7 protein-coding genes are annotated in these 13,556 nt (G+C 55.2%); 4 read left to right on the plus strand and 3 right to left on the minus strand.

Translation table 11 applies throughout. The features are described from left to right. Positions 1 to 32: 32 nt before the first annotated feature. The 3 genes from R2J75_RS07080 (at position 33) to R2J75_RS07090 (ending at position 7,114) form a co-directional block, all read left to right on the plus strand. Complete coding sequence (locus R2J75_RS07080) at positions 33 to 404, plus strand: hypothetical protein (RefSeq protein ID WP_316411399.1); 372 nt, start codon at positions 33 to 35, stop codon at positions 402 to 404. Positions 405 to 624: 220 nt separating this feature from the next. Next, on the plus strand, positions 625 to 5,199 hold the full coding sequence (locus tag R2J75_RS07085; RefSeq protein ID WP_316411603.1) for an esterase/lipase family protein: 4,575 nt from the start codon (positions 625 to 627) through the stop codon (positions 5,197 to 5,199). Beyond that, positions 5,189 to 7,114, plus strand: coding sequence for a hypothetical protein (locus R2J75_RS07090; RefSeq protein ID WP_316411400.1), 1,926 nt, complete (start codon positions 5,189 to 5,191; stop codon positions 7,112 to 7,114). Before R2J75_RS07085 ends, R2J75_RS07090 begins: the two co-directional genes overlap by 11 nt. 583 nt (positions 7,115 to 7,697) lie before the next feature. Here the strand turns inward: R2J75_RS07090 and istB are convergent. From istB to R2J75_RS07105, 3 genes are read right to left on the minus strand one after another with little or no spacing between them, the layout of a single operon-like run. After that, complete coding sequence (gene istB, locus R2J75_RS07095) at positions 7,698 to 8,474, minus strand: IS21-like element helper ATPase IstB (protein ID WP_316411402.1); 777 nt, start codon at positions 8,472 to 8,474, stop codon at positions 7,698 to 7,700. After that, complete coding sequence (gene istA, locus R2J75_RS07100; RefSeq protein WP_316411404.1) at positions 8,468 to 9,721, minus strand: IS21 family transposase; 1,254 nt, start codon at positions 9,719 to 9,721, stop codon at positions 8,468 to 8,470. The genes istB and istA overlap by 7 nt, the downstream gene beginning before the upstream one ends. A gap of 25 nt (positions 9,722 to 9,746) precedes the next feature. Then, complete coding sequence (locus R2J75_RS07105) at positions 9,747 to 10,697, minus strand: tyrosine-type recombinase/integrase (protein ID WP_316411405.1); 951 nt, start codon at positions 10,695 to 10,697, stop codon at positions 9,747 to 9,749. Positions 10,698 to 11,568: 871 nt separating this feature from the next. On the opposite strand from R2J75_RS07105, the gene R2J75_RS07110 reads away from it, so the two are divergent. After that, positions 11,569 to 13,551 carry a hypothetical protein gene (locus tag R2J75_RS07110; protein ID WP_316411406.1) on the plus strand — a complete coding sequence of 661 codons (1,983 nt, stop codon included), beginning with the start codon at positions 11,569 to 11,571 and terminating at the stop codon, positions 13,549 to 13,551. The last annotated feature ends 5 nt before the right edge of the window (positions 13,552 to 13,556 follow it).

The following is a 13,556-nucleotide window of genomic DNA, read 5'->3' on the forward strand; positions in this document are numbered from 1 at the left end:
CCTTCAGAACCTCCTGGAGTAGGGCGTCCTTCTTGATCTGTTTCGAAGGGGACATTGAAAATTCCGAGCGTCTAGGATTTTTGACATCAAAAAATCTAGACGGTTTGGAGCCAGGATTCAATCCGGGACCAAAGGGTCTTGGCCTCGTGCGCGGCGGCGCCCCCCAGGTGGACCAGGCTCTTTCCGTCCGCGAAGGCTTCAGGGAATGCGGCGCGCTCCGAAAGCCGACCCAGCAGCGGCAACTTGGCAAGCCGGAGCCCCTCCTCGACAACCCGATTCCGGGTCGTCTCCCGGAAATGGTTCAGGACCACGCCGGCCCTCAAGGCGCCGCCCCTTTCGGCAAGTTCATCCAGCGCCCGGATGGCTCGCCCCAGGGCATCCAACTCAGGGCGACCGGAACCTGACGGCAAGATGAGGGCGTCCGCCAGGACCACCTGTCCTTGCCCCCTGCGGAAAACGGCTTGATTCATCAAAAGGTTGGACATTACGTCTGGAAGGCATGCGTCAGAGTTTGGTAGAATTAATCAATTCATGCTTGATAAGACCGCTTTGGAGCAATAGGAGGAAGCCCTGGCCGACCTTTTGGCATTATCTGGAAGCCCGGGAGAGGCATCTGTTCATGTTGTGTTTATCCATGGCCTGAATGGAGACAAGCGAAAGACTTGGCTAACTCAAACCGAGCAGCCAGAGCTGTGGCCATGTTGGTTGACTGCAGATATTGAAAGCGCCTGCACCTGGACTATCGGTTACGATGCGTCACCCACAAGGTGGCATGGCTTCAGTATGGCCCTCCAAGACAGAGCAGAAAACTTACTTCCTCTCATTATAAATGAAAAGGGCTTATCGACTGGAAATATAGTCTTTGTTGGTCATAGCCTCGGTGGCTTAGTAATTAAACAGTTGCTACGATGTGCGGACAGGGAAAAAAATTTTAGTAAAGCCGCAGAATTGTTTTTACACCGGGTTAAAGGGGTTGCCTTCTTGGGAACCCCTCACTTTGGGTCTGCTTGGGCTGGTGTGGCCAGGAAGCTCGGGTCTCTGCTCCGCATGTCACCAGCAGCTGCAATTCTCGAACGTAACAATCCGGCTTTACGTGAATTAAACCTTTGGTATAGATCTTTTTGCACTACAAATCAAGTTCAAAATCTTGTTTTGGTGGAAATGCGGCCGATGAAGAGGCTCGGGCTTGTAATTGTCACGCCTGATAGTTCGGACCCCGGGGTTGGGGTCGCGCCGATCCCAATTGATGCTGATCATGTCGGAATTGCAAAGCCAATGAACCGTAAGGCCGAGGTCTACAAGCATTTGATTGAATTTATTAATGGCCCTTTCAATGGAATCCACTCGGACATATTATTGTCAGAATCAATTAAGCAAAATTCCTTGGAAGTCAGAGCGTTAGCAGATATATCCGAAAAACAGGCACAGGCTATTGATAGATTGGGGCATATTCTCCTGGATGAGCTGCCCCGTTGTGAGAATCCGCAGGTTATGGGGGCCTATGGCAGGCAGATTATTGATTCCGAGGCAACAAAAAGGCTCAGAAAAATAAAAATTTCAAGATTTTTTAATGAATTCAATTTAATTGCTTCGATTAACGCTTTGCTGACAAGCGTTGAAGGCGGGGATCTGGGGAATGTCTCCGATGTCGTAAAGCTTGAAATTCTGGGATGGTGCTCGCGCTTTCTCTCCCTGACTGACTTGCATAGGGCGCGAGAAATCCTTAACCGTGCGTCAATCTATGGAGACAGCCAAACACTAATAATCGCACGTGCGTTTGTTGAAGTGCAAACGAGCGGTATTCCGACAGCACTTGGCTTGCTCGCATCCATTGATTCTTGCGTGGCAAGATCGGCTGCGTTCATGATTCTAAGAAATCACCAAGGTCTGCAGTATGCATTTGAATGGCTGGAGCAAACGGGAATTTCTGTTGACCAATTAGACTCCGAGGGGCGATTTATCGCCCTTCAGGGATGCATGCAGGAAGAGGCATGGGACATGGTTTTGAAGTTGGCAGATGGGATGGTCGAAAGTGATTTTGAACATACTCCGATATTGATGCATGCTGTTGGTGATGCATTCCTTGCAAGGGCGGTTCCGGTTGAGTTAAGGGCCAAAGTCTTGCAACAACTTCAATATGGAATCTTCCAATTCCCTCTGGCGAGTGATGCAGAGGCCCTTTCTTTCAGGCGTTCTGCTCAGGACATGTATGAAAGGGTAGCTCAATTTGCCATGGATTTGGGATTTCAAAGGGCGGCCAATATTTCGAGCGATAAGGCTCTATGTCTTGCACTTCGGGATGTCGATCGCGAAGCAATGGCAAGGCTTGAGCTGGAAAAGAGCATGCGTGATCCAGAATGCTCTTTGCGTAGACTTCCCTTGGCGATTCAGTATGGTTTGGATGTCGATCTTGCAGCTGCGGAAATCCAGGTTGACCGGCAGACTGTATTGAGTGGGGGCACTTCTGCGGAGGCGGCAATCGCCAGGTTTGCACTAGCTTTGGCAAAAAAAAGTCCTGCCGAAGTGGCAAGTTATCTAGATCAGCACCGATCACAGCTATTACAGCATTTAGATTCAAAAGCAATTGGGTTTATTGAGGTTGAGATGCTTTCGCGCTCGGGGCAACTTCAGAAGGCGAGCTTGCGTTTTCAGGAAATGATTTCTCTAGGGATTACTAGCTTAGAAGAATTGCGAATCCGCAAAATAATGGACGAAGCAGCTGGGGTAGAACCGTTAACTCATCTTCTGGCGCTGTATGAGAAAAGCGGATCAATTACGGATCTGCGAAACTTGGTTAATGCCTTGGAAGAGGGCAAAGATTGGAAGAGGTTAATTCTATTCGGTTCTAAGATGTTTGAATTGACCCGGGATTTGTCTGATGCGGTCAGTTATGCAAAAGCTCTGTATGAAAATGATGAATTTCTCTCATTGGAAAAACTGTTTAATGAATTCCCTGAGATTATTGATCAATCTGAAAATTTAAGGGCTATACGATGTTGGGCGCTTTATCGGCAGGGGCGGCTTAATGAAGCCCGACTTTCCTTGCCGGGAACGCGTGCAGGTGAATTGAATGATACTGGTGCTGAATTGTTCGCTAACATAGCTATAGCATCTGGAGATTGGGAATCACTTCATGTTTTTATTGAGGAGCAGTGGGCCGCCCGGAGCACTCGAAGGCCGATGGAGCTCCTTCGTGCAGCCCGATTGGCTCAAATGGTTGGCTCTTCAAGGTCAAGGGACTTGGTCTTTGAATCGGCCCGACTCGGTTCCGAGGATCCAAATATTTTGATTGGATGCTACGTGATAGCAACAGAACTGGGTTGGGAGGACTCTGTGGAGGCTTCGGCCTGGTTGCAAAAGGCGGCTGGTCTTTCTGGAGAGGATGGTCCAATTCGGCATATGTCCATGGAAGAGTTGATCAATCGACAGCCTTCCTGGGAAGCGCAAACGAACCAGGTATTTAGAGTGCTTAGGAAGGGTCAGGCTCCGATCTTGGCGGCTGCGCAGATGTTAAATCGTTCTCTTTTGAATCTTTTTCTGGTTCCGGCCTTAGTTAACCAAGGCGAGGCTGATATTCGGAAAAGGGTGGTTATTAATTCTTTCAGTGGGGCGAGGGGACGAAATACGGCTACGCCTCGTTGTATTGCAATTGACGCGACGGCCTTGCTCACCATTGAGCTCCTTGGCTTGTCGGAAGTAGTGTTAGAACACTTTCGAGAAATAGCTATTCCTCATGGGACGCTCGGTTTGTTGCTTGAAGAGAAGCGGAAGATTCTTTTCCATCAGCCGAGTCTGGTTGCGGATGCACATGAGCTGAGGCGCTTGCTATCGACGGGATGCTTAAAAGCATTCGAACCTTCTGTTTTGCCTGAAGCCAAGTTATCTGGTCTGATAGGGGACGCTCTAGCTGCAATGGTGGCGGATGCAAAAACTAACCATTCTTTGGACGGGAAGCCAAGGTTTGTTGTCCACCCGTTTCCGGTCTTTACGGGCTCACTCATGCAAGAAGAGGCTGACCTTTCACAATATGAAGACTATTTGTGTGGGTGTATGGCTGTTGTTGAAAGGCTAGCAAATCAAGGTGAACTTACGGCCAGCACCTATAAGGATTGCAAAGCATACTTGATGCTTCAAGAGCAGCCATGGCCGAAGAAAAATGAAATCAATGAGCCAGCCCAAATATATTTGGATGATATTGCTGTTTCCCACTTACAGCATCTCAAGCTTCTTGCATCGTTGGAGAGATGTGGCCTGACTGCATTTGTGTCAAATTCAAAAATTGCAGAAGCTGACGCACTAATTCGTCATGAACACTATGCTGAAAAGGCAGTGGCGGTAGTTGAAGCTCTGCGGTTGCATTTGCGGGCGGGTATCGAGTGTGGCAAGGTCCGAGTTGGCCAACGATTAACCGGAGATGACAAGGAGGGTGAACTCCGGATTGGGCAACATCCTACGCTCGCCATGCTTCCTTTGTCGGTTTCAACGGATGCCATCGTTATTGATGATCGATTCTTTAATCAGCATGCAACTGTTTCATTTGATGGGGTTGAAAAGCCCCTGTTAACTACAATTGATGTAATTGACCTGCTCGTTGATTCTGGGGCCCTGGATAATGAACAGGCATTAACCCATAAGACAACACTACGCCTGGCAGGGATGATCCATGTTCCCCTTAGTGAAGGTGAACTTGCAACTTGCTTGTTAAACGCTCATGTAAAGGATGGCAAGCTTATCGAAACAGCAGAATTGAGAGCGATTAAAGAAAATATTCTTTTGGCCAGAATGGCTGACGTTTTGCAGATACCTTTGGAGGTTTCGTGGCTTGATTCATTCTGTCATGCTTGCCACAGGGTCCTTCAGTCACAGTGGCAGGAGGGAGCGGATTATTGTTCGATTCGTGTCAAATCGAATTGGTTATTTGATCTGATGAATTTTCGACGATGGGCTCATAGCTATAAGGGGCTTGTCCCCAATGCTGAAGACCGTTATCGATTGCAGGTTGCAGCTCTGATGGTTCTCCCGACATGTAAATCTAATGAGGTTAGAAGGGAGTATTTTGATTGGTTTGAAAACGAAATATTGAAAGAAATCAAAGAGCGGGATCATCCGTTGTTTAGTCTGATTGTTACAGGGGCAGCTAACTTGATTGATAGCTGTCTAAAAAATATATACGCCAATGAGGCACAAAATGACAAATGATCTTGTCCGATACGCATTGATGAACTCAGCTTTGGCATATATGCCACCACTTGTTAAATCGGCTTTGATTGAAGAAAGCGCTTTTATGTATAAACATAACCTGCAGACGACGGCTAATATTCAATTCAGGGATCTTGGCACTTCTTTCAGTCGAGAGGCTCTTTTCTCTGCGATTCGGGAAGCATTGCGAGAAAAACTTGATTGTACATATGTTGATGATAAAGATGGGTGTAGTTGGCAAATTATATTTGAAAAGTCCGATGGGGATTGCCGCATTTGCTTAAGTTTGGAAGATAAAAGGGCTTGGCTACCGCAAAGCTGGGCATTTTCGGAAGATCAGGCCGTAAGAAGTAATGGGTTTGAACGAGACGCGCATTCCGTTAATTTGATCGGCGATGTCGCGAACGAGTGGCGGGACCGTCTTTTGAGGGCGCCAATTGAAAATGAGGATCATGAAAAATTGGTAGAACAATTTCGCTTGACTCCATTCCGTCAAACCGGTTTTTTGGCCTCTCTTTTGCGGTCGGGGGCTTGCGGCCTTCAGGACTTGGTTCCCAATAAGCATTGGTATTACGATCGGTTAGTTGGTTCTATCGAAGCGCAAGAGGATCTTTCCTCGTTTGCTGGTTCTGGGGCGAAGCACCTCATTGATCAACTTATCGATTGGAGCCGGATAGACGGTTTGAAGTTGGCATTTCTTATTTCCTCTTATCGGGGATTAAATGTAACAATTGAGAAACATGAATTTAGCGATCTGGAAATTGATGAAATCTTTTCGTGGGTTTTAAAGCAAGGTTGTCTTCTGTCAAAATTAGGCGCGATTGAACTAGGGCTTGGTATAATAGATAAGCACCCTCGGATCGAATCGTTAATTGAGAACATTGTTTCTGGTATTTTGCGTGATGATATTAATGACGAAGATGGCGGATTTTATGCGTTGTCTACCCTTGTTGTGTTTGTTTGTAATGAATTGGCTCGCACTCGGTTGCTGTATGGAAAGCCCCCTTTTTGGATTCGTCTTGCTGCGATTGCCCAAGCATCAGTTATAGAGCGTGCAATTATCGCCTCGGGAATTAAGCGTTCTGATTTCATAGCTTGGGCTCATGAATTTGGAGGGAAGAGATTCTATTTGCAGACTTTAATCGATCTAAGAATAGAGCCGCGGTGGCTCCCGGATTTTGTCAGTCCCCGGCAGTTAAAGTCCGAATTCCTGGGTAGGATTCTAAATGCCGCAGTGGCCAATGAGGCAAAGATTTCTTCTTCCGCTCTCCGAGAAATCTTGCTGGCTGACACAAATCAAGGAGGTTTAAAGTCTCAAATAGAGTTCCCATATCCCTTTTTGCCGGGCCCCATTGAAGGTGGAGTAAGGTCTGAAACTTCGATGCCTGACGAATATCTAGCCTTAATTGAGGAAAAATTATCCTCAAAGGACCTTGGTCCCAATTCATTTGCTGGCTTAGTGAATCTAGCGCTTATTCTACGCCTGGAGGCAGACCATGCTAGGCTTGCTGTAAATGCTCTACGTGCAGCAAAATATAGGTTGAATGAAGCTGGGGATGAGGAAGAGGTATTTGGACTGCTAAATGGCCTTGCAGTCGTTGCAGCTGTTACTAGAAGTGTTGAACTTGCGGAAGAAGTTAGCATTTTAAATCGAGTTATTCGGAAACGTGATGGTAAGAGGGACCGTGTCGGTCCGGAACTGAGGATTGGGTTGATTCTGGCTGCCGCTCACTCGGAACGAGAAAATTGGGCAACTTTCGTTGGTGACTGGTTCACCGAGTTGGCCTTTAATGTTAATTCAATTGATGATGCAAAAAGGCTTTTGGAGGATTTGCGCTGTATGTGCGAGCTTGAAGCAAGCTTGTCACCTTATTGCGGAAGGGCCGATGCTGCACTTCTTTCGATGGTAAAATAGATTTTATGGCTATTTCCTATATGATTATAAACCCAATCGGGTGATATATTGTTTTTAGGTATTTTTCGTTGTTATTGAAATTGACGTTATAGGACCGTCCATCTCTGTGTTCCAGGGTGTTGATCAGGCTATTATTTAATTTCTGAGCCAATCCCGAGAAGTCCAGCAATATATTCACCGATTTCCTCAGCCACCTGAGCAAGAATCGGATCCGACCGTCGGAGATAGGTATCTTTGATCTTGCCTCTGGAGTGGCCCAAGAGGGCATCCACGACGGCCTCGTCATGGCCGAGGTCAACGCCAATTGAACCAAAGGTTCTGCGCAGGTCGTGAAGGGAGACCGCGCCCTGGGGATTGCTTTCACCTATCGCGGACGCATCTCTGAGCTTGGTCCAGGAACGCCAAAGGGATCGTTTGAGGACGGTAGGCGGAAGGCTGCCTAGAATTGTGTCAAGCGACATCAGAATCGACCCACCAGGCGACACGAAAACTGACCCACCTGGTAGTTGGAAATTGAAGCCGCCGGGGTGTCCGGAGCGGAGGCCGTAGGCCGTAGCGGAGGACATCCCGGCGGGCGCGACCATCATCCGGCCACTTCCTTGGCTGGCACGACGCCAGCCCGGCGCATTTCCTTGAGGCGGTAGCTCTCGCCCTTGATCGTCACGATGTGGCTGTGGTGCAGGAGCCTGTCCAGGATGGCCGTCGCGACCACCTCGTCCCCCAGCATCTCCCCCCAGGAGCCCACGGGCTGGTTGCTGGTGATCATCAGGCTGCCCTTCTCGTATCGCTTCCTCACCAGATGAAAGAACAGATGCCCTGACCTGCGCTCCATGGGCAGGTAGCCGAGCTCGTCGACGACCAGGACATGGGGGCGGGCGAAAACCCTGAGGGCCTCATCCAGCGCCCCGTGGTCCGAGGCCGCCGCCAACTGGTAGACCAGGTCCGCGGCATGGATGAACCGGGCGCTGTAGCCCTGCTCGATGGCTTTCCGGGCTAGGGCGATGGCCAGATGGGTCTTTCCCACGCCCGGCGGCCCCAGGAGCAGGACATTCGTTGCGTTGGCGACGTAGCGTCCCGTCTCCAGCTCCGCCACAAGGCGCCGGTCCAGGCTGGGCTGCAGGCTGAAGTCGTAGTCCTCCATGCGCCGGTCCAAGGGGAACTTGGCCATCTGGATCCGCATCCGGGCGCGCTTCTGGTCCTTGCTCTCGATTTCCTCCTTGATCACCAGGTCCAGGAAGTCGAGGAAACTCATTTCGTTCTGAGCTCCGCGGTCCAGGAGGGTGTCCAGGCGTTCCCGGGTGCTGACCAGCTTCAGCCGGGTCAGGTGACGCTCCAGGCGTTCGAGGCGGGGATCTACCATGCCTCACCTCCCACGATGGCGGCATAGTGGGAGAGCGGCCGCCGGATCTCGCCGGGTTTGCCCACCCGGGCGATGCCGTTGGTGAAGCTGACGACGTGACCGGGATCCTCGATGACCTGGCGGCGTCCAGGATGGACCGGATGCTCCGCGATCACTTGGTCCTGGCAGAACACCTGGATGGTGTCGGCCTCAATGGTCACCTCCAGGGTGGCCCCGATGAACTGGGGCGGGACGCTGTAGCGGTTGGTATCCACATCGATCCGCCCATCCGCGGCCACCGTCCTGGACAGGTGGCGCACCCGGAGGTAGCTGGGATGGTTTCCCATCGGGCGCAAGGCCGCCTTCTCCGCCGGGAATCGATCTATCGGCCTCTCGCCGGTGGTCCCGTGGATCCGGGTGTCGGCCACGTTGAGCATCCACCAGACCAGGTGCTCGTCCAGGGCCTCATCGGATTCCCAGCCCTCGCGGCCAAGGGCATTCCCTTTGGCATAGCCGACGCTCCGTTCCACCTTGCCTTTCGTTTTCGCCCGGAACGGCTGGCAGGCCCTGGGAACTGTGCCCCAGTGCCGGCAGAAGGCGTCGAATTCCGGGTGGAAGACGGGGATACCAGCCTTGCGCCTGTCCACCAGTGGCTTGGCATTGTCGGTTAGGAGGATCTCCGGGACGCCCTCGAAGTGCTGGAAGGCCCGTTCGATGCCCATGATCCAATCCCGCTGGCGGAGGCTTCCGGAGATCTCGATATAGCACCGCCGGCTGTAGCCGAGGGTCGCCACGAACACATAACGCTTCTGACGGACGCCCCCGATCTGCAACCACTTCTCCCCGAAGTCCACCTGCATCTGCTTGCCAGGCGGGGTCTCGAACCGGACCGTGGCCTGCTCAGCCCTTTCGTAGCTCTGCCGGAAAGGGCGGAGGGCTCTCTCGACGGTCCGCAGGCTCACGGAAACGCCGATGGCCTCCAGTTCCTGGCGGAGGACATCGGCGTTGCGCACCCCGGCGTTGAACTGGTTCTGGATCCAGAAGTAATACCTGTCCAGGAGGCCGGCCCGGGAGCCGTTTCCATAGCTTCTGTCCGGCCCTCCGCGAACCCAGTCCCGAACCGTATTCCGAGAGAGGCCGACCTCCCGGGCGATCTTTCGGATCGACCAGCCCAAGTTCTGCAAAGCAAATATTTGGGCCACTGCACCGTCTCCGAGCATCCTGGCCTCCGGCTTATGGAGACCAGCGTCCCGCGGTTCGAACTCCATGCCCTCCTCCTTTCGGGGGGGTGGGTCAGAATTCGTGTCGCAAGTGGGTCAGTTTCGGATGTCGCCCGATAATTGCCTTGGCCGTTGTGGAGAGATAGACGCGCCGACACCCTTTGAGGCCAGCCATACCTGCAGGGAATCGGAGAAGTCCCTCCTCGGGGAACTGGTGTTCCTTGGTCATGTGCAAGACCACGCCTTCGCGGGCGCCCGTCAGCAAAAGAAAGATGGCGGCCGTCTGGAGTGGTTCCTTCTTCTCCCGAAAGAACTTACCGAGCGTTCGAATCTCCTCTTCTGTCAATCTTCGCTCCCTCGCCATCTCGGTGTGTCGCTCGAACCCCTTCGTATGGTTTCCGGAGACCTCGGGGAAGCGCAGGCCGGCCCAGTTGAACATCTTGGACAGCAGGGATTTCACTCGGTTCATGAGCACCGGCCGATCAGCTAGCGTGTCGAGAAAGGCGATCACCTTGAAGGAGTTCAACTCGGCGATTTTTACGGCGCCTAAAGCGGGGAGGACGTGACGGTCAAGCATCCACCCGTTGTTTCGCTGGGTTGATGGCTTGTTCTTCACGAGGCAGTACTTGCTATAGAAATCCTCCGCCATTGACCTGAAAAGGGGATGCTTCGGTTCCTCGGGCGGGGCAGGGGCCTGAACCAATTTCTCGGCCTCCTTGATCAACTTCTCCGCCTGCCTAGCCTTGCGGGGGGCGACCAGGGCTTCGCCATCCGAAAGCCGACGCCGAAGCCTCTCCACTTCGCTTTTGGCTGCAATGGAGTTGACGCTTGGGTAGCGTCCGATCGTGTAGCACTGCGGCTTCCCGCTGGCATCGCGGTATTTGAATAGCCACGATCGAATGGGTGCCTCCGGTTTCCCGGTCACCTGGATGTAAAGGCTCGGGCAGCCATCAATGGGATATCTCTGGACTTTCTTGTCTGGCACTGGAACCAGGGCGAGGATGTTCTTCTCGTTCGCCCTCATGAAACCGCCTCACAGATCCCTCTTGGATGCACTGGTGGGGCGCACGATTACCACGCGGTTACCTCGAAGAGGTGGTCCAGGTAGACGCAGGAATTTTTAAGTCGTTTAGATGCAATGGGGAATTTTCTGGCTAGAGGGCATTTGCTTGACTCTTAATCAGAGGGTCCAGGGTTCGAGTCCCTGAGGAACCACCAGAAACAAAGGGGTTAGAGATGAAAATCTCTGACCCCTTTCCAATTTGCACCGACCACGCACCGACCTGGGCAGACTTCGCGGGAGTTGGTAACGCGGCTTGGGGAATCCGCGCTCCTTGTGGCCCGTCAGAATGATTCGATTTGACGCCCGGTGATGCCGCTTGCTCAAAGGCGCGTAGGCACTGTGTTTGGGCCGTGTTTGTCGGGGCAAAGGGGCGGCAGAATGAATTCCACGGGTCGTCATCGCCTGCTTGTGCAGGGCATCAGAATGGTCGCGACCGTTGCAGGCATTTAGACGAGGCTGGGGGTCCTGACGGGGGTGGCGGCAGAATGCTTGCGATGGCCGCAGCCATTTTGACGGATCGGCCTAAGGTTGTCTTGCCTGGGTAAGCCGAATGGTGACGGGACGTTCTCACGGTCGCTCTCCACCATAAGAAGAAAGGGCCATCGGCCTGACTCCTGCCAGACCAGGTGGCCTGTCCCCACTGTTTAGGACCGAGATAAATGTTAAGGGGCCAGGGGGAGGCTCCTGGGGGGGGAAAGGCGCGGATCCGGGGGATCGGGCGCTGTTTTTTGCCGATTGAGGCCTGGTTTTGTGTTAGGTTCTTCAACCGTCCTGACTCATCCACGCCCGCCTGGGCCTCCGGGCCCCGACGGCTTCCCTTCGCGGAGGTCGTATGAAGCGTTTGGCGAACTGCTTATTGGTGGCAGGGGTCCTGGGGGTGCCCTTGCCTGCGGAGGAGGCGGCGCCCCTCCCGGTCCGGGTGGCGGGGCAGGGGGTGACAGAAGTGCTGATCACCAACCCCATGGCCGGCCGTGCGAGCTTGGCGGGGGTGACGGTGGCACTGAAGGCGGACCCGCCGCTGCCGGGCCTGGTCCTGGTGCTGGTGGCACAGCAGGAGGGGGAGGCGCGGAAGCTGGGCGCGCTGAAACCTGGGGAGCCGCCGCTGGGCTTGGCGGCGGGGGACCTTTCGGCCTGTCGGAACGCTCCGCTCCTGGCCCTGCGCCTCACCCCGCCGGCGGGCGCGGGCCTGGAGGGCACCCTGGTCCTGACCTTCCACAGCCCGGGGGGCGCCGGGGTCCTACCCTGGTCCTACGCCCGCGCCCTGGTGCTGACCCGGTCCGTCCCGACCCGGCAGGGCTCCCCCTTCTCCCTTGCGGCCACGGGGACCCAGGAGGCCCGGGCGGCGATCCCGGCCCCCTTCGGCGCCCTGCCTGACCTCGTCCGGGTCCGGGCGACCCTGGAAGGGGCCCTGGGCGATGTGCGCGCGGACCTGTGGCAGGTGGACGCTGGGGGCGCCGTTCGCTTGTGCGGGCTGCCTGGGGGCGAAGGCCAGGATCTGCCCGTCACCCCGGCCCTTCGGACCGCGAACCTGGACCTGCGGATGCGGGCTGGGCGGAACGTACCAACGGCGGGGGCGGGTTGGCTCCGCCTCGAGGCAGAGGCGGGGGGATCGACCCAGGTGATCCTGTGCCCCGTCGCGTTCACCGCCCTGCCTGAGCCATCGGGCTCGGAGGCGTTGCAACTCGCCTTTCCCGCCGACGGCAAGGGGCCGGCGACTTGCGTCTTCGAAAACCCGTTCCAGGGCCGGCCCCCCGCCTCCCTCAGCCTTGCCGTCACCGGCAAGCTGGAGGACGTGTCGCTGGAACTGGCCACCGCGGAGGCCGGAAAGGAGGGGGTGAAGCTCGCCGACCTCGTCCCCGGCACCCCGGCGGCCCTCGACCCCGCGCGCCTCACGCCCCGGCTCCAGCTCCGGGCGACCCCGAAAAAGCTCGTCACCCTTCCCCAGGTCCTGGACCTCGCCTTCACTCCGGTCGCCGGTGCCCCGGAGCGGCGCATGGTGGTGTACCCGGGCCAGACGGGGGCAGGGGCCGATCCGGACCCGGCCGCGGGGATCGCGGCGCCCATGGGTCTCCGGTCATCCCTGCTGCGGGGTTCCCTGATGCTGGGCACCGAATACAGCAACATGTACCGGACAGATCCCAAGGACGGGTTCCTGTCCAAGAGCGCCGGCATGCTCGAACTGGACCTGGACCACCGATTCAAGTGGGGCAGGCCCGACTACTGCATGCTCGCCCTCAACGTCGGCCTGGGAGGCGCGTTCGGTCCCGACACCCGGAAGGACGACACGGGCTCGACGGTGGCGGGCATCGCCTCGGCGACGCGCGCCTTCCGGGCCTCTCTGGCGTTCGCTCCCATGTGGCTCAGGGATCGTTCCCGGAATCCGGCCGCGCTGGACGCCGGCGGGATCGCCGCGGGACCGATCGTTGGCGTGACCTGGGCCTCGTACCCCCAGACCACCTCCAGCGAGGGCCAGGAAGACAGGATCCGCAGCATCCCCCGGGCCGGCCTGCGCCTGGAGTGGGCCTACGGGGCCTCCACCCACCTGGATTCCTATGCTGAACTTACCTGCCAGAAGGATTCGCTCTTTGTTCAGCCGTGGCGCTTCTCGGCCCTGGGGCGCCTGACCTACCGGGCTCCGGACAGCAGCTTCTCCTTCTATCTGGAGGGCGAGCTGAACAACGGCTTCGGCGGCGCCCGCCGCGACCCCGGGCACATCACCAAGGATGTGGGCTCCCTCCGGGCGGGGATGGTCCTGAGCCTCACGAGTCTCTTCAAGGCACCCGCAAGCAGCAAGACCCCGGCCTCGGGCCGATAGGAGGA

This window comes from Mesoterricola sediminis, from assembly GCF_030295425.1.
In the GTDB taxonomy this organism is placed as follows: Bacteria; Acidobacteriota; Holophagae; order Holophagales; family Holophagaceae; genus Mesoterricola; species Mesoterricola sediminis.

What these genes read in the sequence shown, in the direction of transcription:
- istB (WP_316411402.1), bottom strand. Translation starts at nt 8,474, where the DNA reads ATGGTAGATCCCCGCCTCGAACGCCTGGAGCGTCACCTGACCCGGCTG.
- R2J75_RS07090 (WP_316411400.1), top strand. Translation starts at nt 5,189, where the DNA reads ATGACAAATGATCTTGTCCGATACGCATTGATGAACTCAGCTTTGGCA.
- R2J75_RS07110 (WP_316411406.1), top strand. Translation starts at nt 11,569, where the DNA reads ATGAAGCGTTTGGCGAACTGCTTATTGGTGGCAGGGGTCCTGGGGGTG.
- R2J75_RS07105 (WP_316411405.1), bottom strand. Translation starts at nt 10,697, where the DNA reads ATGAGGGCGAACGAGAAGAACATCCTCGCCCTGGTTCCAGTGCCAGAC.
- istA (WP_316411404.1), bottom strand. Translation starts at nt 9,721, where the DNA reads ATGGAGTTCGAACCGCGGGACGCTGGTCTCCATAAGCCGGAGGCCAGG.